The organism is Pseudomonas bananamidigenes, assembly GCF_001679645.1.
Classification (GTDB): Bacteria; Pseudomonadota; Gammaproteobacteria; order Pseudomonadales; family Pseudomonadaceae; genus Aquipseudomonas; species Aquipseudomonas bananamidigenes.
Genome location: NZ_LRUN01000019.1, coordinates 40,552 through 62,160, shown reverse-complemented (window position 1 = coordinate 62,160; position 21,609 = coordinate 40,552). Strand labels below are relative to the sequence as shown.

Below are 21,609 nucleotides of genomic sequence, written 5' to 3'. Positions count from 1 at the left end.
CTTAAGCGCTGCGCAACTCGATGGTCAGGTGCGACAACTCATGCACCGGCGCCAGTCGTTCGCGAATCGCTTCTGCCGTGACGCCGGCAGCCGCCACCACACTGACAATCGCGGCCCGCGCCTGCGGGCCGACCTGCCAGACGTGCAGGTCGCTGATGCGCACGTCGTCGCAGGTTTCCAGCAGTTCGCGGATCTCCTCGGCCACCGGTTCATCGGTGGTGTCGAGCAGCACGGCGGCGCTGTCGCGCATCAGGTTCCAGGCCCATTTGGCGATGACGATGGAACCGACGATGCCCATCACCGGGTCCATCCACACCCAGCCCAGATAGCGGCCGGCAAGCAGCGCCGCGATTGCCAGCACCGACGTCAACGCATCGGCCAATACGTGCACGTAGGCTGAACGCAGATTGTTGTCGTGATGGTGGTGACCATGATCGTGGCTATGGCCGTGTCCGTGGTCATGATGACCGTGGTGGCCGGCCAGTAAAAAAGCGCTGAGCAGGTTGACGCCCAGACCGATCACGGCAATCAGGGTCGCTTCGCCGAACGCCACGCTGGTGGGCTCGAACAGACGGAAAACCGATTCCCCGGCAATGCCCAGCGACACCAGTCCCAACACCATGGCCGAGGCAAAACCTGCCAGATCGCCGACCTTGCCGGTGCCGAAACTGAAGCGACGGTTGTCGGCGTTGCGCCGCGCAAAACGGTAGGCCGCCGCTGCGATGCCCAAGGCGCCGGCATGGGTCGCCATGTGGAAACCGTCAGCCAACAGCGCCATGGAGCCTGTGAGATAACCGGCGGCAATCTCACCGATCATCATCACGAACGTGAGCACCACCACCCACAGGGTGCGACGGGCGTTGTCGTCGTGGGACGCACCGAGAAACTGGTGGTCGTGGGAAAAATCATCAACCTTGAGTGTCATGATCTCGGTGCTCACTTGGAATATCGGCGAATCGCTTGCAGCAACTCTTCCACGCCCTGGGCGCGGGCTTCGTCGCTGAGATCGGGATGGGCAACGTGCTCGCGGGCGTGGGCCTCGATGAACTGCTCCATCAGCCCGTTGACCGCACCGCGAATCGCCGCCATCAAATGCAACGTCTTGGCACAATCGGCCTCGGACTCCAGGGCTCGCTCAACCGCCTGAACCTGCCCGGCAATGCGCCGGACCCGATTGAGCAACTCGCCTTTGTGTTCATGTGTGTGCGACATACCTATACCCCCTACCCCTATATGGCGAGCATAGTCGCTGTTCCGACCGAAAGGAGCAAGGCCTGTTTCCGACCGTCCGTCGCGGCTTGAGATTTTGATGTGGAAGAATGAGGCGGCGCATCAGACGGCGCCGCCTCTGGAAGGCTTTTCAGAGGCAGGATCGTTGGGAACCCTCGCCTGTCAGGCCCATTGCAGTGGCGGAGACGACGAGAAGCAGAGGTCTACGTCCAGCTGCGCTGCGGCCGACAGGTTGACCAGCGCATCCAGAGAGAACTTGTCGATTTTGCCGTTGAGTACGTCGTTAAGGCGCGGCTGGGTGATGCCAAGACGCTTGGCCGCCTCCTTCTGCGGAAGCTCCCAGGCTCGTATGGTTTCGCACAGCGTACGCATCAGTTTGGCCCGCAGGCGCATGTTGGCCGCGTCCTGCGGCGTGTCTTCCAGTGCATCCCAGACGCTTGCGAAACGCTGGGAAGAGTTTTGATGATCCGTCATGGTTCAACCTATTTCCTGGTATCTGGCCCGTGCCAGTTCTATGTCTCGCGTCTCGGTTTTGCGCGTGGTCTTTTGCAGGGCGTGCAGCACATAAATCGCGTCAGGCCGGTTGACCACATAAAACACTCGAAACGCCCCTGAATCCTCGGTGATTCTGATTTCATTGACGCCCCGCCCGACTGTTTTCATGGGGCGCCAGTCAAAGGGTTCGTCGCCCTGTTGCAACAGATCCAGCTGGAATCCTGCAGCTCTGCGAGCATCGAGGGGAAAAGCTCTCAAATCCTTGAGCGCACTCCCGACAAACACCACGTCCTTGTGTCTTGGCATTGGCTTCTCCTGTGTTGGAAAGAAAAGCGTAATAGCCCGGACGGAATCGTGTCGCGGCGGTGTGTTGCAAGGAATGGCAGCGATCACATACCAGCAGACTATATCAAAACCGATATAAATCAAGTTTGAATTGGCTTATCTGACATTTGGTATCACAAAGCAGAAATGCGCGAGCCGGCACACCTGATAAGCCGCAACGGAGTCCATGTGGGAGCGAGCCTGCTCGCGATGGCGGACTGAAAAATGACGCATCATTTTGCCCTCATCCGGGAGGCTACATTGCCTTGCGCCTTTGCCTACAACTACGCCAGAATCCGCCGGCTTGTGCGGTTTGGGGTCTGCCCGTAACTTGATTCGCATCACTGAATGGTCAGTGAACGGGTTTAGTCGCTCGGTGGGTTTTAAGCTGCATAGAGTCATTTCTGTCAGGCATTTCTACGCCTGTACTTAATGGTAGCTGTGCGCAGGGCACCTTCGGGTGCGCCGGGAAAGCTTAGAACCACCGGTCGACTAACCTGCGCATAGCTGCCACCCAATTTGTTTAGTCGCAAATGACGGTGTAAGCCTCAATTGAAAGGTTCTAAGCAAATGATCAAGCCAACACCCAATCCTCCGGAAACAGACATCCAGTCCGAATCCGACCCAACCTCCCCTTACTCCTCAACTGATTCAAAAAAACTCCACGAAGCCGCCGAGCGCGCCCTCGACCATTACCTGAAACCCACCGCCCCGAAACAGCACTGCCCCGGTCGCATGTTCCTCATCGCCCCCCACGTCGATCAACATGCCTTGCTGGCCCACGCCTGCGAATCGATGGCCTCGGCCAGCGTGATGCTCAGCGACTTCGCCGCGCTGCTGGACCCGCCCTACCGCAGTACCGTGCTGGGCATCGCCCAAGTGGTGATGTGTGGCGAGCTCGCCGTGAACCGGGCGCTGGACACCCTCGATGCCACGACCTGAGGAACACACCATGGAAAGCAAATCCGATGCACACGTCGTCGCCGCCCTGATCTCCATCGGCCTCAACGAAAAAGACAGCCAATGGGCCGAAAAGGCCTGTCTGCTGCTGCTCGAAAGCGAAAGAAAATCCATCGTCACCGCCGCCCTCGAGGCCCTCGTCCAGCTCGCCCGCGATCACGGCAAACTGAATCAAAACCGCGTAATGCCGGCACTTAACAGCGTCAAACGCAGATTCCCGAGCCTGACCAGCACGGTTGCCGCGACGCTGGATGAGATGGCGATGGCTGCGTAACGCCTCAGGTAAAAAGGCAAGAAAAAACCCGCTGCTCCATGATCGGAGGCAGCGGGTTTTATGACGTCAGCTGTAACGCGGAGCAATCAATCCTCCCGCGTCAAAACCTCCAGTAACTCAATCTCGAACACCAGATTCGAATTAGGCGGAATCTTGCCCATCGTCCGCTCGCCATACCCCAGATGCGCCGGCACCAGCAGTTTGCGTTTGCCGCCGACCTGCATGCCCATGATTCCTTGATCCCAACCCTTGATCACACGGCCCGTGCCGATCACGCACTGAAACGGTTTGCCCCGGCTCCAGGACGAATCGAATTCGGTGCCGTCTTCCAGCCAACCGGTGTATTGGGTGGTGATCAATGCGCCTTTGACGGCGGCTTTTCCGTCGCCGGGCTGAAGATCGATTATCTGCAGTTCATCATTCATAACATTCACTCTATTGTTCCGCTGGCCGCCGTTTTCCCAGAAATGCCGGACATTGGCAACCGTTTGACCCAGCGTTGGCCGTGATGAATGATAGCCACCCGCCACCAACCCCGAATCGATACGCCATGTCAGCGATGCTTGAATGACTCAACTCTGGATCGGCTTTGCCCTTGTCGTTGTGCTGATGGTCGTGATCGCCGTGTTGATTCGTCGCGAGCGTGCCCTGCGTCGGCAGCTTATTGAGTATCGCGAACTGCTCACCCGCGCCGCGGAAGGCCAGAACATCCACCAGGATGGCGATGCCGAGCGCTTCAAACGCAGCCAGTATTTTGCGCGGATCGGCACCTGGGATTGGGAAGTCGACACGGATCGACTGTATTGGTCCGACGCAATTTTCGGCATGTTCGGCTTCAAGATCGGCGAAGTGACGCCCTCCTACGCCTTGTTCTGCTCCTGCGTCCACCCGGACGACCGGGCCAAGGTGCGCGCCGGGGAGTTGCGCTGCCTGGAAACCGGTGAAAACCACGACGAGGAATACCGCGTGGTCTGGCCCGACGGGACGATTCGCTGGCTGCGGGAAACCGGCAACGTGGTGAAGAACGATCATGACGCGATGATCAAGATGATGGGCGTGGTGCGCGATATCACCGAAGAAAAGGCCTCGGCCAGTTACCTTCAGCACCTGGCCCACTTCGATCCGCTGACCGGTTTGCCCAATCGACTGGTGCTGGAAGAACGTCTGTCAGAAGCGCTGGAACATGCCCGCGCTACCGAGACCCGGGTGGCGCTGGTGTTTATCGATCTCAACGGTTTCAAAAGCATCAACGACCGCTACGGCCACGCCGCCGGCGACCGTGTCCTGATCACCACCGCCACACGGCTGAAACGCATCCTGCGGGTCAGCGACACCGTCGCCCGCATCGGCGGCGACGAATTCGTGGTCATCCTGCAAGGCCTCGCCCCCGGTCTGAACCTGCAGGACGAGGCCCGCAGCATCTGCCAGAAAATCTTCATCGAACTCTCCCCGCCCATCAACATCGGCAACGACCAACGCCACATCGGCACCAGCCTCGGCGTCGCCGTCTTCCCCGACCATGCGCCGACCATGGACCGGCTGCTGCACATTGCAGATCTGGCGATGTATGAGGCCAAGCGCAGCGGGAATAATCAGTACCGGTTGGGTGGCGGACAGGCGTTGAGCCATAGCCGGGTCGACTGAATCTCAGCGCCCGGGTGTACCGAACACGACGCCATTGAATGTATGAGTGCAGCACTGACAGTTGGGCGTCATATCTTCGGCTTTCAGGGCGGGATTGACGATTTGCAGGCGCTTCTGTTCATCGACATACAGACCATTGAAGAAACTCGACTCACCGAGTCGCACTATTTCTTCCCGGTCACTTTCAAGCACAGCGACCATCCAGAACACCGGCTCCTGCCGATCCAGCCGCGACACTGCCTCACTGAAAATTTCATCCCAATCACCGCCGACACGCGACAGTAAAAAGCGGAACAACGGCGTGTAATCGTAGCCATGATGCTTGATGCCATGCATCGAGCCGCGTGTAGCGTCGCTGTGAATTTCAGCCTTGGTGTTTCGCTGATGCCGATAATGCCCGCCCGGGTTGTTGCGCCATACGTTGTGGGCCGTGGTGTTTTCTTTGCGGTAGAGGGGTTTCTTTTCCAACGAATTGCTCCTGACATCCAGTCACTCGAAACGCCCCTCGCGTTTTACCCGAACGGCGCTCGAATGCAATCAACCGTCCATGGCCAATTGTTGCTGACGGCCTAACGCTCCACCGGCTTGATATCCACAATTGTCCCGTTGGTGATCATCACCATCACGTACTTGTCGTTCATCTGCACCCACTGCGCCTGCGGATCGGGTTGCCTGAGACCTTTCTGTTTCCAGTTCTTGATGGCTTTTTCGCTGCGCTGATAGACGTCCGGGGCGCGGTCGTTGACCTTCAGTTCGCGGCCGTCGGTGGGCGAGCGTTCGACGGTGTCGGTCGAGGGTTGCGCCGCTTGAACGAGTGGGGTGATCCCGGCGATGCCGGCGACAAGGGCCAGGCTGGCGATCAGGGTCTTGTTGTTCATCGGTGAACCTCCTTCAGATGTGTGATACCTGAACTCCGACTGCGGTGTTCTGGAATCATTCCTTGTTTTTTGATGATGCCGGATTCGAAAGTGTAGTCGTCCCTCCAGATGCATTGATCCGGCATGCGCATCAATCCATGCCAACTATGCAATTAACAGATCGATCCCCCTGCGCCACTATCCGCCCCAATAAAAACCGTGCGCCGCCTCCCCGTCGCGCACGTCATAAAAGCGGTGGAGTATTTTTCGATGACAGCCTCAATCCCACACGGCGGCTCGCGGGCCGGTGCCATTTTCCGGGTGACCTCGGGTAACTTCCTCGAACAGTTCGACTTCTTTCTGTTCGGCTTCTACGCCACGCAGATCGCGGCGGTGTTCTTTCCGGCGAGCAGTGAGTTCGCATCCCTGATGATGACGTTCGCGGTGTTCGGCGCAGGCTTTTTGATGCGTCCGCTGGGGGCCATTGTGCTCGGTGCGTACATCGACGACGTGGGTCGTCGCAAAGGTCTGATCGTGACCCTGTCGATCATGGCCAGCGGCACGATCCTGATCGTGCTGGTGCCCGGATACGAAACCATCGGCCTGTTTGCCCCGGCGCTGGTGTTGATCGGCCGGCTGCTGCAAGGCTTCTCTGCCGGTGCGGAACTGGGCGGGGTCTCGGTGTATCTCTCGGAGATCGCCACGCCCGGTCGCAAAGGCTTTTTCACCGCCTGGCAGTCGGCCAGCCAGCAGGTGGCAATCGTCGTCGCCGCGGCACTGGGTTATGGCTTGAACCAATGGATGGCGCCGCAAGCTGTCGCCGATTGGGGCTGGCGGATTCCGTTTTTCGTCGGCTGCATGATCGTGCCGTTCATCTTCATCCTGCGGCGCAAACTGGCAGAGACCGAAGAGTTCGCCGCCCGCAAACATCGCCCGAACATGAAAGAAGTGTTCCGCACCCTCGGCCACAACTGGGGCGTGGTGCTGGGCGGGATGTTGATGGTTGCCCTGACCACCACCGCGTTCTACCTGATCACGGTTTACGCGCCGACCTTCGGCAAGACCGTGCTGCACCTGAGCACATCCGATGCGTTGCTGGTGACTCTGCTGGTGGGCGTCTCCAACTTTTTCTGGCTGCCGATTGGCGGCGCTTTGTCTGATCGTGTCGGGCGGCGTCCGGTGCTGATCGCCATGTCGCTGCTGGCCCTGGCCACCACGTATCCGGCGCTGTCGTATCTGGTGCAGGCACCGAGCTTCAGCCACATGCTGCTGTCGCTGTTGTGGCTGTCGTTCATCTACGGCCTGTACAACGGCGCAATGATTCCGGCGCTGACCGAGATCATGCCGGTTGAGGTTCGTGTGGCCGGTTTCTCGTTGGCCTACAGCCTTGCCACCGCGATCTTCGGCGGCTTCACCCCGGCAATGTCGACTTTCCTGATTCAGTACACCGGCGACAAGGCTGCGCCGGGTTACTGGATGAGCATCGGCGCGCTCTGCGCACTGGGTGCGACGCTTTATCTGTATCGCCGTGCGGGCGGTCGTCTGCAACCTGTTACTGCCTGAGAACATCACCATGAAAAAACTGTTTACCGTTACCGCCCTGCTCGCCGCTCTTGCATTCAACGTTACGGCCCAGGCCGAAGAGCTGCGAGTGATGACCTCCGGCGGTTTCACCGCGGCTTACAAGATCCTGGGGCCGAAATTCGCCGCTGCCACCGGCAACACGCTGGATACCCAACTCGGCCCGTCGATGGGCAAGGCACCGGAGGCAATCCCCAATCGCCTTGCCCGTGGCGAAAAGGCAGACGTGGTGATCATGGTCGGCTACGCCCTCGATGATCTGATCAAGCAAGGCAAGGTCGACCCGGCGTCACGGGTAGAACTGGCAGATTCGCGAATCGGCCTGGTGGTGCGCGAAGGTGCGCCGAAACCGGACATCAGCAACGTCGATGCCCTGAAGAAAACCCTGCTCGATGCAAGATCGGTGGCCTATTCCGACAGCGCCAGCGGCGTGTACATCGAGCAGCAGTTGTTCAAGAAACTGGGCATCGAAGATCAGCTGAAACCGAAGGCGAAGATGATCCCGAAAATCCCGGTGGGCTCGGTGGTCGCCACGGGCGACTATCAATTGGGCTTCCAGCAGGTCAGCGAGTTGCTGCCGGTGCCGGGGGTGAGCTTTGTGGCGAAGATTCCGGAGTCGGTGCAGTCGGTAACGCGTTTTGCGGCGGGCATTCCGGTGGGTGCGCAGCATCCGCAGGAAGCCAGGGCGTTGCTCGCCTACCTCGCGGCACCTGCCGCCCAGGCCGACGTGCAGGCTACCGGGCTGGATTCGGTCAAGCGTTGACGTCAGGCGGCTGGATTTTCATCTCCACCACCAGCCGCTCCAGTTCCAGTGCCGCCGGGGTCAGGGTGCGACCCCGGCGCTTGATGATGCCGACGCTGCGCATCACTTGCGGATCGATCAACGGCACCCTTGTCAGGATCGGATGATCCGCCGCCGGCATCGCCATCAATGGCACCGCCGCTACCCCCAGTCCCGCCTCCACCAGACCGATCATCGTCGTCACGTGCAGGGTTTCGCAGATGCTCGGCCGTTGCGGCACCACTTTCGCCAGCGCCTGATCGAGCAAAAAGCGGTTGCCGGAAGTCTTGTCCAGCGAGATGTAATCCTGTCGGTAGAACTCGTCCCAGGTCACGCTGCTGCGCCCGGCCAGCGGATGATCACGGCGACAGGCGACCACATAGCTTTCCTGCACCAGCGGCTCGAAATCCACGCCCGCATCCTGGGTGCCCATGAAACTCAAGCCGAAATCCGCTTCGCCGTTGACCACCGCCGTCAGCACGTCGTGGGCGCTGGAGTCGAGGACTTTGACCTTGATGCGCGGAAACTGCCGGTGATAGCGCGCCACCACTCGCGGCATGAAGTAGTACGCCGCCGACGGTACACAGGCGACGGTGACGTGGCCCTGACGGTTCGAGGCGACTTCGCTGATGCCGAGCAACGCCACGTCAAGATCGTCCAGCAAACGCTCGACACTGGGCATGAAGCCGCGTCCGGCCTGGGTCAGGCTGACCTTGCGTGTGGTGCGCTCGAACAGCTTCACGCCCAGGGCGTCTTCGAGCTTTTCGATACGCCGGCTCAGGGCCGGTTGCGAGATGCGCACGGTATCGGCGGCCTTGCGGAAACTGCCCTGCTCGACCACGGCGCGAAAGGCTTGCAGGTCGTTGAGGTCGAAGTTGATGGCCATGGCACACTCGCGGGAAATTGATTCGCTGAGGCTATCAATGTAACCAATTGATGCAAATTGTTACAGGCCTCGCTTCTCCCTCGAACCCGACGGCTATCGGTCTTGCACCTGAAATTGCCTTTGAATCGTCGCCAGGGTCCGCCGCCGGATCCAGCCGCTGGCCAGACGGATCACCAGCCAATACGGTGTGAACAACCATCGGGTCCGAGTGTTGGGGCATGACACGAACGTTTCGGTGCGCAGCGTGCGCAAGCCGTCCGGCTGCTCGATGACTTCAAAGCGCAACACCAGTCTGGCGACGCGGGGATCGTCCAGCGCCATGAACGCCGCTGCATCGGCCACATGGCAGGGGTCCAGATCCGGGCGCCAGAAACGCCCCGCCAGCCCGAGGGACACTTCGTTGTCAGTGCGCCGCAGCAAGGTGAACGCGTCAAAACCGAACGGCGCAAGCGCCGGCGTTGGTCGATTGCTGATGATTCTGATGAGCTTCGCCGGCAGTTCGCGCAGGGTCAGCAAGGCATCGGCCACCCGGTCCGCTCGCATGTCCAGGGCGCACACGGCGGCGATGATGGCATCGGGCTGCGCCGCGATCATGCCCGACTGATGCATTTCGTAGAAGTTGAATCGCACAAGAAACGGCGACGGAGAGATCCCGTGTGCAACGCTCTTGTCACCCAGAATCCCGAGTGTTTTCCAGAATGTCCCTGACATACCGTGGCTTTCCTTGTCATTCGATGGCGAGAACCGAATGCCTTCGAGGATACCGGCAGGCATCCCCGAAAGCTTGGCAACGGTCGCCTGTCAGGCTTCCAGACGCTCGTCGGCTTGTGCCACTTGCGCAGCTTTTTCAGGTACGTAGCACGGCGGCACGGCCAGCGTACGCCGCAGGTCGAGCTTCAACGCGCCCCAGGACAGACCGGCGCCAAACCCGCACAGCACGACATGCTCTGCCTGCGCAGTACCGACGGCACTGTGGCGGGACAGGACAATCGGAATCGACGTGGAGCTGGTGTTGCCGACATCGTCGATGTCGACCGGCATCTTCTCCGGCGCCACGCCGATCATGCGGCGCAGGTAGTTGAGCATGAACCCGTTCGCCTGGTGCAGCACCAGCAGATCCAGCGACGCCGGAGTCAGCCCCGTGGCGTCGAGCAAGGCCTTGACGGTCTGCGGTACGCGGTTCAGTGCAAAGTTCATCACCGCCGTCCCGTCCATGTGCAGACGCTGGATCGAGGCACGGGTGTGACTGTCGCCTTCACCGCTGTAGGCAATGTCGGACTCCAGCGCTTCGCGACCGCTGCCGTCGGCGCCGCACAGGAATTCGAACGTGCCCTCGCCCGCCTCCAGCAACGTGGCGGAAGCCGCATCGCCGAACAGCATCTTCACATGCCGGTCGCGCCCGTCCAGCAGCTTGGTGGTCACATCGCCGGTGCACAGCAATACCTTTTTGCAGGCACCGGCCGAGATCAGCGCGCCGGCCTGAACCAGTGCGCTGACGTACCCCGAACACCCGGCGGAGACGTTCAGGATCAGGCAGTGCTGTGGCAGCCCGAGCGCCTGCTGAACCAGAAAACCGACGCCCGGCACCCACGAGTCGGGCGTCTGGGTCACGACGATCAGCCCGTCGATGTCCTGCGCCGCGCAGCCGTCCTGATCCAACAGGTGGCGGCATGCGGCGATCACCAGATCGGAGGTGTTCAGCGATCCGGCTTCCCTGATCGATTCGATGCCGGTGCTTTTGGCGATGCGGGCCACTTCCTTGGCGCCGAACAGCTCGGCGAAGTCATCCAGCACCACACGCCGCTCGGGCATCGCGGACGTGACCGCACGGACGGCCACTCCGGAAAGACTGTGCAGGGTCATGCCGATTCCTTCATTTTCAGGGTGACCAGATCGAAGATGTCCTGCACCGTCACGATTCGGTCCATCTCCTCGCCCGACACGGTCACGCCTGTGGATTCGAACACCAGAGCGACGATGCCGATCCTGGCCATCGAATCCCAGTAGTCGCTGTTCTCCAGCCGGAAATCGCCCTTCAGCTCGTCCAGCGGCAGGGTCAGGATTTCAGCGATGCTTGCGCGCATTGTTTCGAGTACGGCCATGTTGTCATTTCCTTATAACGTGATAAGCAGGTCTTACGACCCGCTGAGGACGCCGGGATGGCGCATTTTCTTGAAGCGGCTGGTGAACAGCGGCGTGTCGCTGACGGAAATCAGCCGAGGCAACTGCTCCGCTGCCAGCACGTCACGGATCGCGGCGTAGAGCCGGGGCTTGAACACCTCCAGTGACTCCGGTTCGACCAAGGTGAAACGCGCGGCCACGATCTGGCCCAGCAGCGGGTTGGGCTGACCGTACACAACCACGTCGGACACATTGTCGATGCCCATCAACACGCTTTCCACATGGGACGGGAAGACCTTTTTGCCACCGACGTTGATCACATCGACCGCCCGGCCGCTGACCCTGAAGTACCCGTCGCGTTCTTCCGCCAGATCCTGGGTGATCAGGTAGCCGTCGTCGGACAGCTCACCCGGGCCGGTCAGATAGCCGAGCATGTTGGTCGCCCCGCGCACCTGCAGAATGCCGTCGACCACTCGCAGGCTGTAGGCCGGATCGTCGACGGTCATCCAGGCGCTGTCGCCGTCCAGCCCGCGACAGGGCAACACACCGATTTCCGACATGCCGTACAACTGGTTCAGGCGCACCTGCGGCAATGTGCGGGCGATGCGTTGAATGGCTTCGGACGAGCTTGGTTCCGAGCCGTAATAGATGCGTTGCAGGCTGCCGGTATCCCAGGTCTGGAACACGCCGGTGATCGTCGCCAGGTTCAACAGCGTCGGCGACACGTGCAGCGTTTGTACCTTGAACGTTTCGATGCAGCGGCCGACCTCCTGAGGCGAGCGCTCGTTGGGCAGCACCAGTGTCCCGTGAGTGGCCAGCGCCTGCAGTACGGTGACCAGCCCGCCAATGTGATCGAACAGCAGGAACGCCAGAATCGCACCGCACTGTTCAGCCTTCAGGTAGCGCTCGAAGAACGGGGCGGCTTCGTGCACCACGCCCTTGGCCGGCCCGGTCGAGCCGGACGAGAACACAATGAAACCGGCCTGCCGGCGCGACACGAGGCCCTCGACGGTCGACGGCAGCCCGGCATTATCGTTCGCCAGCACCGAGAATCCCTGCGGCCCGTTGCCCGTCACGGTGAATCGCGCGCCAGCGGCGTTCGCCAGGTTGGCGAGCTGTTCGGCGCTTTTGGGCACCGACAATGCCACGACGTTGTTGCGCCGCCACAGCGCGAACAGCAGGCAAACGCTGTTGAAGCTGTAGTTGTCGACCAGCAGCACACAGCAATCGCTGACCGATTGCGCCGCGAGCGTCTGGGCATAGACGTCGATCTGCCGACACAGTTCGGCATAGGTAAAGCGACCTTCGTCGCTGACGATTGCCGGTCTGTCCGCGCCGGCCTTCAGATGATCCAGAAACGTTTCGACTTGCATGTCCACCTCTCGAAAAAGATGCCGCCCGACGGCGGCGGCCGTTGAGTCAGATCGCCTGTGCTTCGCCCCCTGCCACCGCAGACGCCAGACGGTCCATGACGTAGGCACACAGGGTGCCGAGTGTCGCGAACGGCGTGGCGGTCGCAGGCAAGTGTGAGGTGTCGGCCAGATGCACTTCAGCGCCGAATCGGTGACGGATCTTTTCTTCGGTGTCGACGATGATCGAGACCAGGGTCATGGAGTCGATGGTGCCTTCGACGCCATACAGCGGGCTGTCTTCGCCACGGGACAGGTCGATGGGTTCGCTCAGCAACAGATCCTGTTGCCGCACGGCGGATTCGACCAGGGTTTTGACTTCGTTGAGCATTCCAACATTCCTTTATTGGGGGTGCGTCCAGGGGTTCGTCAGGTTTGCGGCAGCACTTCGCTCGCTTTCGCCTGACGGGTCAGCACGGTTCTCATGTCCACGAACACGCCGCTTTTCACGCCGTAGTCGGCGGGTGAGCCGATCACCTCGCGGATGTCTTCGGCACGCTGGGCGGCGGAGATCATGTAACCGGGGGCCAGGGCTCGCTGTTGCAGGGCCTGCAGATCCGGAAAGTCAGCGATCCTCTGGCTGAAGCTCACTTGCCGCGACAGCCCGGTGTCGACATTGCACAGGCCCAGCACGGCAAAGAAGATGTCCGGGTTCTCTTCGGCATAAACACCGCCCAGTGCCGCCAGTGCCGCCTTCGACAGGCTGTAGGTCAGCGTGCCTGCCCGAAACCGCACGCCGGCCATCGATGCCGACAGCACGCAGGTCGCCGGACGATGAGTCGACGTCAGGATCAGATCCAGAATGGCCTTGTTCGCCAGCACGTTGACGTTGAGCACGTGCTGCACCTCCGCCAGCGAGAACTCCTCGCCCCGGGCCGGCACGTTGCCGCTGACCCCCGCATTGAGAAACAGCACATCGACGCCTCGGCTCGGAATCTCGGCGAACGGTCCCTTGAACAGCTCACCGATGTCCGCCGTTTTCGACAGATCGAACGGCCGGAACCGGAAGTTCGGGTGCGTCATGAAGCGGTAAGGTTCCCGTCTGGACGTGCCGAACACGGTGTAGCCATGCCGCAGATGCAGTTCGGCCAGCGCTTCGCCGATGCCGCTGCTCACACCGGTGATCAATACCCGTTTGCCCGCCGCAGGAGGCAGGTTGCGTTCTGTGCTGCCCATCAGAATTTCCCGGCCGAGAAGCCACCGTCCACCGGCATCACGGCGCCGGTGACGAACGACGAGGCGTCGCTGAGCAGCCACAGGATCGCCGCCGAGATTTCACTCGGGTCGGCGAACCGTTTCATCACCGTGACCGACAGCTTGTGCCTGGTGGACTCCGGGTTGGCGTCCAGACGCTCCTGCGAGTTCATGCCGCCCATGGTCGGGCCCGGGCACACCGCGTTGACGCGAATCGGATGGCGCTCCGGCAAAGCCGCCTCCGCGCATTCGATGGCGCATACCTGGGTCAGCATGTTCAGCGCTGCCTTGCTGGTGGAATAGGCGCTCTGGCGGGCAACGCCCAGCAGGCCGGCACAGGAGGACACGTTGACGATCGAGCCGCCCGGGTGCTTCGAGATCAGGTTCGTCTGGTGCTTGAGCAACAGCAGCGGCCCCAGCAGATTGATCTCCAGTACGCGTTTCCAGTCGGCGAAATCCATGTCACGGATCGGTGCGTGTTTCGAAGTGACGCCGGCATTGTTCACCGCCAGGTCGAGTCGCCCGTGACGTGCTTCGATGGTCCTGAACAGCTCGGCCACCGACGCTTCGTCCGTGACGTCGCTCTTGATGAACGTGCAGCGTTCGCCAAGTCGGCTTTGCGCGGTCAGACCGTCGTCCTCGTTGCGACCGGTGATGTAGCAGATGCAGCCGGCTTCGATCAGCTTCTGGCTGACGTTGAAACCGATGCCGCGCGTGCCCCCGACGACCAGGGCGATTTTTCCGGTGAAGTTCATTTCAGGCTTTCCTCATAGTGCTGTTGCAGTTTGTCCGGCCGGCGGTAGTCAGGGTTGACGCAGCAGTACACCCGCTCGGCCATGGGATCCTTCTTGTCACGGAAACAGAACGCATCGCCCCGGCAACGGTTGACCCGCTCGGCCCCGCCCGCGAGTTCCTTGGCGATGAAATGGTTGTCGGCCAGCATCGCCCGGCCGAAACCGACGAAATCGGCATCGCCGCAACCGATGATTTCATTGGCTTGCGCCACATCGCTAACCGAACCGGTGAAGCCCACCGGGATCCGTACGAACCCCTTGAGGTAGCGGCAGCCGGCACGGGACAGGGCCAGCGCCTGTTCCTTGTTGCTGAAAAAGAACGGGAAGGTTTCGCTGACGCCCGTGGAACAGGTGATGGCCGCGACCCCGGCGGCCTCCAGCGCGACCATGACTTCACCCAGCAGACTCGCACGCTGCCCCGCCTCGCCCAGCCCGTCGTCGATGCCCAGGCGCACCGTGACCGGCACCCGGTCGCCGGTGGCCTGGCGGATTCCTTCGACTATGGACAGCAGCAATCGCGCCCGTTTGAGCGGACTGCCGCCCCATTCATCCTCGCGGTGGTTGGTGCGCGGCGACAGGAAGCTGCTGACCAGATAACCGTTCGATGCCTGGATCTGGATCAGCGCGGCTCCGGCCTCTTCCGCGAGCCGGGCGGCGCTGGAGAACTGCTCGACGCAGCGCAGGATCTGCGTGTGCGACATCGCCACCGCCCGCGCCTGCGGATAGGCCTTGAGAACCGAGGCGGAGGCGATGCCGCTCGGGGTGAGGATGACGCCCTGCTCCGACGGCATCGACTGCGGGCCGTAGTGCTGCAGTTGCACGCCCAGCGGAAAGTCTCGCTGCCGGGCGGCCTCGAACAGCGGACGCAGCGCCTCGGCGTGAGCCGGCGACGTCAGTTTCAGACCGCGACTGTTGTAGCGTGCGTCGGCGTCCACACTGGCGTTGCCCAGAAAGCCGAAACCGGCGCCGCCCTCCATCAGCGAGCGGTAGACCGCAAAGAACGCCGGACGAGGGAAGCCCTGTTCGTCACACAAGTCCATGCCCAGCGACGAAAAGTACATCCGGTTTTTCGCCACGGCCTGCGGGCCCAGATGCAGCTTGCCGGTGGCCGGCATCGGCTTGTCGCCGCTCATGCCCGCAGCGCCGCCAGGGCCGCTTCATCCAGGTAGACGAAGCCACGCTTGATCATGTCGCTCAAGGTCTGCAGTTCGTCGAACCCCAACGTCTGAAATTCCCACGATGCGTGCCGGCCATGCCCGCTGCGGCGGATCGCACCCGAGAATTCGAATTTGCCCTCATGGCTAAGGTGCAACGTGGCCGAGTCGACAACCTCCAGGTCCGGCAGCGTCGTCACGCAACCGCTCTTGCCCAGGCCCAACAGCTCCACCTCGGCCTTGCGCCCCTGGCCATCACTGATGCTGCACGCCAGCTTCGATGCGTGGATCGGCGCGAACCAGTCGCTGGCCTGAATGAAGATGTTCCGGGTTTTCTCGAACAGTCGGATGTCGATGATCGTGGCCTTGGTGTCGATGGTGGCGAACAGGGTCTGGCGTTGATAGAACGCCACCCGGAAGAAGATTTTCCTGGGCGATGCGCTGTCGGTCGGGGTCATGTTGTCGACCACCAGTTCGATCGGGTACATCAGCTCCGCATAGGCGAAGAAGCTTGCATTCAGCTCATTGACGCTGACGGTCACGTCACCCCGCGCATGGCCGGTATGGTGATAGAGATGGTGATACACCGCCTGGCGCGCCGCTTCGATGAACATGGTGCCGGGCACATGCTCATGGGACTTGCGGTAGAAAAAGTAATTGTCGGCGTTGTTGATGAAGCGGAACGAACTGGCACGGCGGCTGGCCGCAAGCGACTCGCACGCGGCCGCCACGGTCTGCTCCGGGCTGGCCTCGGCGACCGGGTCCTGAAGCAGAACCGGGGTGACGATCTGATAGGGCAGCGCCCTCACCCGACCCCATTCGTCATCGGCTTCGATGCCACCGATGCGGCTCTTTTTCTGCACCTCGGGCGTCAGCTCAAAGGTTCGCCGGGAGCCGCTGCCGCCGCTGTACCGGCGCGCCAGCACATCCTGGTCGGCGGCCTGCAGAACCGCTTCGTCCATTTGCAGCGGCAGCGCGATGCGGGGGGCGCAGATCAGTACGTCGTCGGCCGAGCCTTTGTGCAAAAGATCCGGTGAAATGCTTTCGTTGGTCATGTGTCCACTCATTCTGGTCGTTGGTGTCTTGAAGGCGGATGAATTGGCGTTGGCTACGAGGCTTGCTCGACGTCATGGGCTGCGTCTTTGCGAGCCTGCGGGGCAACGTTCGAATGCGGTTGCCACGTCTCGACGACAGGCGCCGTCGACAGGCTGTGGGTGCCCGCCACGATCTGCACGATCAGGTCCTTTTCCCGTTGCCGGGCTACGGCGATCGACCGCTCTTTGACGTGACCGTAGCCGCGAATCGAGTCCGGCAGATTCGCCCACTCCACGAACAACGGCAGGTTTTCCCCGTTCAGGTTCGGCAGCAGGCGTTGCAGCGTCTGTTCGTAGTCGAGCAGCAGGCGCCGCTCCTCACGCCGTTCGGCGGACCAGCCCAGAGGGTCGAAGCGGGTGTGACGCAACACACGCCCCTTGGCCAGCACCTTCAACAACGGCAACACCCAGCCGGAGATCGCGACTTTCTTCGGCTCGCCGTTGCTGCCCTTGCGGTTGCGCATCAAGGGCAACGCAAAGTGGAACTTGAGCCGAACGCCACTTTCGAAGCGGGCCTTGAGCGATGCCATGAAGCGACTGTCGGTGAGCAGCCGCGCGACTTCGTATTCATCCTTGTAGGCCATCAGCTTGAACAGGTTGCGCGCCACGGCCTCGGTGAGCGGGCTGTGATCGCCGACCGTCGGCATCGACCGCAACTTGTCGATCACATTGCGGTAGCGGGCTGCGTAAGCCGCATTCTGATAGTGGGTCAGGAACTCACTGCGGGTTTCCACCAACCGTTCGATGCGTTCGCGCGGGCCGCTGAAATCGATGATCGACACCGGCGACACGTCATTGCTGGCCGGCTCGAGATACGGCATTACGAAGGCCGGCTCCTGCGCCCACAGCCGACCCCAGGCGAACGCCAGGTGGTTGGCCGCGGCGCTTCCGGCCTGATCGATGGCCTCTTTCAGCGCCTCAAGCGATACCGGCACGGTTCCGCGCTGCCAGGCGAAACCCAGCAACAGCATGTTGGCCTGCATCGGATCGACAAGGCTGTTCGCCAGTTGTGCCGCATCCAGCGCGTGGTAATGCTCGGCGCCTACCCGTTGCTTGAGGAATGCTTGAATGGCTGCGGTTTCGATGCGCAATTCGGGGTTGCGCAGCATGGCCCCGGTCTGGGTCTGGGCGGTGTTGGCAATGACCACCGTTTTGTCCGCGCGCAGCGTCGACAGTGCATCGTCTTCGCTGGCAACAACCAGATCGGCCGCCAGCAACAAGTCGGCACCGCCCAGATCGATGCGGTGCTGATGCAGCACGTCAGCTGAATTGGCCAGCCGCACATGGCTGAGCACCGATCCGCCCTTCTGGGCAAACCCGGTGAAATCGAGCACGCTGACCGCCCGGCCGTCCAGATGGGCAGCCAAAGCGACCGTGCGCGCCACCGTCACGATACCGGTGCCGCCGATACCCGCCAGCAGCATTTCATACGGGCTGTCGAGCGAACGCGAAGACGGCAGTGCGAGCGCCTCGGCACGCGCCAGCACCTGGCGGCTGTCGGCCTGCCGACGGCGTTGTGCGCGTAGCTTTCCGGTCACCGTGACGAAACTCGGGCAGAAGCCCTTGATGCAGGACAGATCGGTGTTGCAGCCGTGGGGGTCGATCCGGCGCTTGGTGCCGAACGGCGTCGCCACCGGCGTCACGGACAGACAATTGGACTTGACCTGGCAGTCCCCGCAGCCTTCACACACCGCTTCGTTGATTACCACTTCCGTTTTCACGGCAGGCACCGGCAACTGCTTCTTGCGCCGACGTCCCTCGATGGCGCAGACCTGATCGAACACCAGCACGCTGACACCACGGGTCTCGCGCAACTGCCGCTGAACCTCTTCCAGGCGCTCACGGTGGAACAGCTCGACGCCCTGCGGCAGGCTGCCGGGGGCTTCGAAACGTTGCGGATCATCCGCCACCACCACGACCCTCTGGGCACCTTCGGCTTTCATCAGTTCAACGGCTTTCTTCACCGTCAGCTTGCCGTCGATGGGCTGCCCGCCGGTCATGGCCACCGCATCGTTGTGCAGCAACTTGTAGGTGATGGTTGCGCCGGCCGCAATGGCCTGACGGATCGCCAGATAACCGGAATGGAAAAACGTCCCGTCGCCGATGTTCTGGAAAATGTGCGGCGTTTCGACGAAAGGTGCCTGGCCCAGCCAGTCGACCCCTTCTCCGCCCATCTGCACGCTGCCGCTGGTGGAGCGTTCAGGCATGCGCGCAGCCATCGCGTGGCAACCGATACCCAGCCGCGCCTCGCTGCCTTCCGGCACACGGGTGGAGGTGTTGTGCGGGCAGCCCGAACACAGGTAAGGCGTACGGCGGACCCAGTCATGAGCCCGAGCGACAGCGGGCAGATACCAGTACTCGGGCACGCTCAAGGTAATGCCCAGGCCTTGCAGTCGTGCCTGAAGCAATGGCGCCAGGCGCGACGGCCGCAGTTCTTCGTGATCCGAAATCAACGGCGCACCACGCTCGTCACGCTTGCCGAGGATGACCGCACGCTGCCCGGCCTCGGCGTTATAAAGCGCCTGCTTGAGCTGCTCTTCGACGATGGCCTGTTTCTCTTCGACGATCAGTACCTGATCGGTCCGTTTCGCCCAGGCTTCCAGTACCGGTGACAACGGGTAAACCAGATTGATCTTCAGCAACGCCACACCGGCGCTTTCCAGTTGTTCGAGCGAAACCCCGCCCTGCTGCAAGGCCTGGCGCACATCGCCATAAGCCTTGCCGACTGCACCGATCACCAGCCTCGGTTGCGCCGGTGCCGTCACGGCAACGTCGATCGGATTGGCCACTGCGAAGGCACGGGCAGCGTCGAACTTGTAGGGCACCCGCCGCTCGATCTGCATGCCCGGCAGGTCGGGCCAGCGCCAGTGCAGGCCGTCCGGCCCCGGATCGATCTCGGGGACGACGAACCGGGGTAACGCAAGCGACTCGACGGAAGTGGTGGCCTCGACCGTCTCGGTGATGGCCTTGAAACCGACCCACAGCCCGGACACCCGTGACAGCGCCCAGCCCCACAGGCCACAGCGCTCGTAGTCGGCGAGACCGGCGGGGTGAATCACCGGCAATCCCCAGGCCATCAGGGTGCGGTCGGACTGATGGGACATCGACGACGACACGCAACCATGGTCGTCGCCGGTGACCACCAGAACGCCCCCTGTGGGCGACGATCCGTAGAAGTTGCCGTGCTTGATCGCGTCCCCCGAACGGTCGACGCCCGGACCTTTGCCGTACCACAGGCCGAAGACACCGTCGTAGCGTTTATTCGGATCGGTCTCGACGCGCTGGGTCCCGATCAGTGCCGTGGCTGCGAGGTCTTCGTTGATGGCGGGCAGGAAGCGGATATCCGCGTTTTCCAGCACGTCCCTGACTTTCATCAACTCCCGGTCCACGCCCCCCAGCGGCGAACCGCGGTAGCCGCTGACGAATCCGGCGGTATGCAGGCCGTTGGCGCGATCCAGCGCGGACTGGGACAGGAGCAGTTTCACGAGCGCCTGCTGTCCGCTCAGGAAAACCCGACCGTTCGATGTCGTGGACGTGTCCTGTGAGTGTTTTTCGGTCTGAAGCCGCAGGCGTTCCGGATCAATGGCATTTGAGTACACAGTTTCAAATCCTTATGAAAACTTCACGTTAAATGTGCTTGCTTATCCACTACAGCGAATGCGAATTCAGAACTTCCAACGATCTTTCATCAGAATCCGAGAACTACACCTTCGCTACCAGCCCCCTCTTTCAGGGCCTGAAATGAGCGATTCCGAACGCTCAAATACTTATCCGTCGACTTCACAAACTTGTCGAAGATCCTTGACGTCATTATTCCGCCGCTCCAAAAAACACAGGCCCGATCTGTATCTGGCGCTCGGGTAAAAACCTTTTGGCCCGACATGAAAATCAATAATTCCCGACTAATGCCGTAGGTTTAAGGAGGTCAAAAAACCTCAACGCAAAGTCTGAAATGGCTGCGTACGCTTCAAATCAAATGCAGTACCGGTCCGCCACCAAGTGCGTGGTTTTAAAGAAGCAGGACCGAAGCTTGAATAGCGAAAGTGCCTGTCACCCCGGCCGCACAGGCGAGCCGAAAGTCAACGAGCCCCCGGCCATCTGCCGGAAAACAGGCACGGTGCGCGCGACCGGCACCGGGAAATCCCGGATGGACATCACGCTGTTGGAATGTTTGAAGACGGGCGACGGAAATGTTGCCGATTGACCGCGCAAGTGCTCGCCAGCCGCGCTGTGGGGCTTGCTGCAAGCGGACTGTATGGATATTGGGCGCAGGAAGAGCTGCCCCTCGAGATACAAGTACAAGGTTTCAAATCCTTATGAAAACTTAACTTCAAGCGGGCTTTCCTGCCCACCCTGTCTTATGAGACCCGACATTTGCAGCGGCACCTTGACAGGTTTTCAGCGCAATCGGGGTACGTGGTCGCAACCACCTCGCCGCAGACTTCTTGTTTGCGATCAAGGGGATTCAATAATCGTTATTTGCAACTTCCCTGCAACGATCATTAACGACCTGCTTTGGCGGCAAAAATAGTAAGTTCGGAAGAATTGCGTTGTCAATAATTGTTAAGAAAGTTTCACAAATAAAATTTCCCGCATGAACTACCTAGTCCACGCACTCACCTCGAACCGCTTTACGAACCGTGAAAAAGTTCACACTTTATCGAATCAGTCCGCGAGTTTATTGAGCGATAACCGTGACTTGAGTCAACTTCCTCACAACATGGCACCCGTCATACAAGTTACATATTCAGGTGAGGCGCTCTCGCAACTCTCTGAATTCGAGCAGTCACTCTATAAAAAAATTCGCAATC

Annotated in this window: 24 protein-coding genes; 6 read left to right on the top strand and 18 right to left on the bottom strand. The window is 61.1% G+C overall.

Going from position 1 to position 21,609, the window contains the following annotated elements; genetic code table 11:
• Position 1: 1 nt before the first annotated feature.
• From dmeF to BBF94_RS07615, 4 genes are all read right to left on the bottom strand, one after another.
• Positions 2 to 925, bottom strand: a complete 924-nt coding sequence (gene dmeF, locus BBF94_RS07630; RefSeq protein WP_065258441.1) for a CDF family Co(II)/Ni(II) efflux transporter DmeF — start codon at positions 923 to 925, stop codon at positions 2 to 4.
• A gap of 11 nt (positions 926 to 936) precedes the next feature.
• The gene (locus BBF94_RS07625) at positions 937 to 1,212 is read right to left on the bottom strand and encodes a metal/formaldehyde-sensitive transcriptional repressor (protein WP_065258432.1); all 276 of its coding nucleotides are present in this window, start codon (positions 1,210 to 1,212) and stop codon (positions 937 to 939) included.
• A gap of 180 nt (positions 1,213 to 1,392) precedes the next feature.
• Positions 1,393 to 1,704 carry a helix-turn-helix domain-containing protein gene (locus tag BBF94_RS07620; RefSeq protein ID WP_065258431.1) on the bottom strand — a complete coding sequence of 104 codons (312 nt, stop codon included), beginning with the start codon at positions 1,702 to 1,704 and terminating at the stop codon, positions 1,393 to 1,395.
• A gap of 3 nt (positions 1,705 to 1,707) precedes the next feature.
• Positions 1,708 to 2,031 (bottom strand): type II toxin-antitoxin system RelE/ParE family toxin, encoded by a 324-nt coding sequence (locus BBF94_RS07615; protein WP_065258430.1) that lies wholly within the window; start codon positions 2,029 to 2,031, stop codon positions 1,708 to 1,710.
• Positions 2,032 to 2,619: 588 nt separating this feature from the next.
• Here BBF94_RS07615 and BBF94_RS07610 point away from each other — a divergent pair.
• A complete protein-coding gene (locus BBF94_RS07610) occupies positions 2,620 to 2,991 on the top strand; it encodes a DUF6124 family protein (RefSeq protein ID WP_065258429.1) in 372 nt (123 codons plus the stop codon).
• Positions 2,992 to 3,001: 10 nt separating this feature from the next.
• On the top strand, positions 3,002 to 3,283 hold the full coding sequence (locus BBF94_RS07605; RefSeq protein ID WP_065258428.1) for a hypothetical protein: 282 nt from the start codon (positions 3,002 to 3,004) through the stop codon (positions 3,281 to 3,283).
• Between the two features lie 86 nt (positions 3,284 to 3,369).
• Here the strand turns inward: BBF94_RS07605 and BBF94_RS07600 are convergent, their stop codons facing one another.
• Positions 3,370 to 3,708, bottom strand: a complete 339-nt coding sequence (locus BBF94_RS07600; RefSeq protein ID WP_007952931.1) for an FKBP-type peptidyl-prolyl cis-trans isomerase — start codon at positions 3,706 to 3,708, stop codon at positions 3,370 to 3,372.
• Between the two features lie 142 nt (positions 3,709 to 3,850).
• Here BBF94_RS07600 and BBF94_RS07595 point away from each other — a divergent pair, with 142 nt between their 5' ends.
• Complete coding sequence (locus BBF94_RS07595) at positions 3,851 to 4,927, top strand: sensor domain-containing diguanylate cyclase (protein WP_065258427.1); 1,077 nt, start codon at positions 3,851 to 3,853, stop codon at positions 4,925 to 4,927.
• Between the two features lie 3 nt (positions 4,928 to 4,930).
• On the opposite strand, the gene BBF94_RS07590 is transcribed toward BBF94_RS07595, so the two are convergent.
• Positions 4,931 to 5,395, bottom strand: coding sequence for a hypothetical protein (locus tag BBF94_RS07590; protein ID WP_065258426.1), 465 nt, complete (start codon positions 5,393 to 5,395; stop codon positions 4,931 to 4,933).
• A gap of 101 nt (positions 5,396 to 5,496) precedes the next feature.
• The gene (locus tag BBF94_RS07585; RefSeq protein WP_065258425.1) at positions 5,497 to 5,805 is read right to left on the bottom strand and encodes an RcnB family protein; all 309 of its coding nucleotides are present in this window, start codon (positions 5,803 to 5,805) and stop codon (positions 5,497 to 5,499) included.
• A gap of 249 nt (positions 5,806 to 6,054) precedes the next feature.
• Here BBF94_RS07585 and tcuC point away from each other — a divergent pair, with 249 nt between their 5' ends.
• Positions 6,055 to 7,347, top strand: a complete 1,293-nt coding sequence (gene tcuC, locus BBF94_RS07580) for an MFS transporter (protein ID WP_065258424.1) — start codon at positions 6,055 to 6,057, stop codon at positions 7,345 to 7,347.
• Between the two features lie 10 nt (positions 7,348 to 7,357).
• A complete protein-coding gene (locus BBF94_RS07575; RefSeq protein ID WP_065258423.1) occupies positions 7,358 to 8,128 on the top strand; it encodes a substrate-binding domain-containing protein in 771 nt (256 codons plus the stop codon).
• Here the strand turns inward: BBF94_RS07575 and BBF94_RS07570 are convergent.
• The 11 genes from BBF94_RS07570 to BBF94_RS07520 form a co-directional block, all read right to left on the bottom strand.
• Positions 8,118 to 9,032, bottom strand: a complete 915-nt coding sequence (locus tag BBF94_RS07570) for a LysR family transcriptional regulator (RefSeq protein WP_065258422.1) — start codon at positions 9,030 to 9,032, stop codon at positions 8,118 to 8,120. The genes BBF94_RS07575 and BBF94_RS07570 overlap by 11 nt on opposite strands.
• A 93-nt stretch (positions 9,033 to 9,125) precedes the next feature.
• Entirely contained in the window at positions 9,126 to 9,743 is a 618-nt protein-coding gene (locus BBF94_RS07565) for a hypothetical protein (RefSeq protein ID WP_065258440.1), read from the bottom strand.
• Positions 9,744 to 9,833: 90 nt separating this feature from the next.
• Complete coding sequence (locus BBF94_RS07560) at positions 9,834 to 10,895, bottom strand: 3-oxoacyl-ACP synthase III family protein (protein WP_065258421.1); 1,062 nt, start codon at positions 10,893 to 10,895, stop codon at positions 9,834 to 9,836.
• On the bottom strand, positions 10,892 to 11,134 hold the full coding sequence (locus tag BBF94_RS07555; protein WP_065258420.1) for an acyl carrier protein: 243 nt from the start codon (positions 11,132 to 11,134) through the stop codon (positions 10,892 to 10,894). Before BBF94_RS07555 ends, BBF94_RS07560 begins: the two co-directional genes overlap by 4 nt.
• Before the next feature lie 33 nt (positions 11,135 to 11,167).
• Complete coding sequence (locus tag BBF94_RS07550) at positions 11,168 to 12,526, bottom strand: ANL family adenylate-forming protein (protein ID WP_065258419.1); 1,359 nt, start codon at positions 12,524 to 12,526, stop codon at positions 11,168 to 11,170.
• A gap of 46 nt (positions 12,527 to 12,572) precedes the next feature.
• The gene (locus BBF94_RS07545; protein WP_065258418.1) at positions 12,573 to 12,893 is read right to left on the bottom strand and encodes a hypothetical protein; all 321 of its coding nucleotides are present in this window, start codon (positions 12,891 to 12,893) and stop codon (positions 12,573 to 12,575) included.
• Positions 12,894 to 12,931: 38 nt separating this feature from the next.
• Positions 12,932 to 13,738, bottom strand: a complete 807-nt coding sequence (locus BBF94_RS07540) for an SDR family oxidoreductase (protein ID WP_065258417.1) — start codon at positions 13,736 to 13,738, stop codon at positions 12,932 to 12,934.
• A complete protein-coding gene (locus BBF94_RS07535) occupies positions 13,738 to 14,511 on the bottom strand; it encodes an SDR family NAD(P)-dependent oxidoreductase (protein WP_065258416.1) in 774 nt (257 codons plus the stop codon). The genes BBF94_RS07540 and BBF94_RS07535 overlap by 1 nt, the downstream gene beginning before the upstream one ends.
• Positions 14,508 to 15,683 (bottom strand): oxidoreductase, encoded by a 1,176-nt coding sequence (locus BBF94_RS07530; protein WP_065258415.1) that lies wholly within the window; start codon positions 15,681 to 15,683, stop codon positions 14,508 to 14,510. Before BBF94_RS07530 ends, BBF94_RS07535 begins: the two co-directional genes overlap by 4 nt.
• A complete protein-coding gene (locus tag BBF94_RS07525; RefSeq protein WP_065258414.1) occupies positions 15,680 to 16,759 on the bottom strand; it encodes an AfsA-related hotdog domain-containing protein in 1,080 nt (359 codons plus the stop codon). The genes BBF94_RS07530 and BBF94_RS07525 overlap by 4 nt, the downstream gene beginning before the upstream one ends.
• 53 nt (positions 16,760 to 16,812) lie before the next feature.
• A complete protein-coding gene (locus BBF94_RS07520; protein ID WP_065258413.1) occupies positions 16,813 to 20,397 on the bottom strand; it encodes an indolepyruvate ferredoxin oxidoreductase family protein in 3,585 nt (1,194 codons plus the stop codon).
• Between the two features lie 431 nt (positions 20,398 to 20,828).
• Here BBF94_RS07520 and BBF94_RS27935 point away from each other — a divergent pair, with 431 nt between their 5' ends.
• Entirely contained in the window at positions 20,829 to 21,002 is a 174-nt protein-coding gene (locus BBF94_RS27935) for a hypothetical protein (protein ID WP_176704429.1), read from the top strand.
• The last annotated feature ends 607 nt before the right edge of the window (positions 21,003 to 21,609 follow it).

Bases quoted from the DNA above. Each gene is read 5' to 3' on its own strand.
- dmeF (WP_065258441.1), bottom strand. From the start codon at position 925: ATGACACTCAAGGTTGATGATTTTTCCCACGACCACCAGTTTCTCGGT.
- BBF94_RS07625 (WP_065258432.1), bottom strand. From the start codon at position 1,212: ATGTCGCACACACATGAACACAAAGGCGAGTTGCTCAATCGGGTCCGG.
- BBF94_RS07620 (WP_065258431.1), bottom strand. From the start codon at position 1,704: ATGACGGATCATCAAAACTCTTCCCAGCGTTTCGCAAGCGTCTGGGAT.
- BBF94_RS07615 (WP_065258430.1), bottom strand. From the start codon at position 2,031: ATGCCAAGACACAAGGACGTGGTGTTTGTCGGGAGTGCGCTCAAGGAT.
- BBF94_RS07610 (WP_065258429.1), top strand. From the start codon at position 2,620: ATGATCAAGCCAACACCCAATCCTCCGGAAACAGACATCCAGTCCGAA.
- BBF94_RS07605 (WP_065258428.1), top strand. From the start codon at position 3,002: ATGGAAAGCAAATCCGATGCACACGTCGTCGCCGCCCTGATCTCCATC.
- BBF94_RS07600 (WP_007952931.1), bottom strand. From the start codon at position 3,708: ATGAATGATGAACTGCAGATAATCGATCTTCAGCCCGGCGACGGAAAA.
- BBF94_RS07595 (WP_065258427.1), top strand. From the start codon at position 3,851: ATGACTCAACTCTGGATCGGCTTTGCCCTTGTCGTTGTGCTGATGGTC.
- BBF94_RS07585 (WP_065258425.1), bottom strand. From the start codon at position 5,805: ATGAACAACAAGACCCTGATCGCCAGCCTGGCCCTTGTCGCCGGCATC.
- tcuC (WP_065258424.1), top strand. From the start codon at position 6,055: ATGACAGCCTCAATCCCACACGGCGGCTCGCGGGCCGGTGCCATTTTC.
- BBF94_RS07575 (WP_065258423.1), top strand. From the start codon at position 7,358: ATGAAAAAACTGTTTACCGTTACCGCCCTGCTCGCCGCTCTTGCATTC.
- BBF94_RS07570 (WP_065258422.1), bottom strand. From the start codon at position 9,032: ATGGCCATCAACTTCGACCTCAACGACCTGCAAGCCTTTCGCGCCGTG.
- BBF94_RS07565 (WP_065258440.1), bottom strand. From the start codon at position 9,743: ATGTCAGGGACATTCTGGAAAACACTCGGGATTCTGGGTGACAAGAGC.
- BBF94_RS07560 (WP_065258421.1), bottom strand. From the start codon at position 10,895: ATGACCCTGCACAGTCTTTCCGGAGTGGCCGTCCGTGCGGTCACGTCC.
- BBF94_RS07555 (WP_065258420.1), bottom strand. From the start codon at position 11,134: ATGGCCGTACTCGAAACAATGCGCGCAAGCATCGCTGAAATCCTGACC.
- BBF94_RS07550 (WP_065258419.1), bottom strand. From the start codon at position 12,526: ATGCAAGTCGAAACGTTTCTGGATCATCTGAAGGCCGGCGCGGACAGA.
- BBF94_RS07545 (WP_065258418.1), bottom strand. From the start codon at position 12,893: ATGCTCAACGAAGTCAAAACCCTGGTCGAATCCGCCGTGCGGCAACAG.
- BBF94_RS07540 (WP_065258417.1), bottom strand. From the start codon at position 13,738: ATGGGCAGCACAGAACGCAACCTGCCTCCTGCGGCGGGCAAACGGGTA.
- BBF94_RS07535 (WP_065258416.1), bottom strand. From the start codon at position 14,511: ATGAACTTCACCGGAAAAATCGCCCTGGTCGTCGGGGGCACGCGCGGC.
- BBF94_RS07530 (WP_065258415.1), bottom strand. From the start codon at position 15,683: ATGAGCGGCGACAAGCCGATGCCGGCCACCGGCAAGCTGCATCTGGGC.
- BBF94_RS07525 (WP_065258414.1), bottom strand. From the start codon at position 16,759: ATGACCAACGAAAGCATTTCACCGGATCTTTTGCACAAAGGCTCGGCC.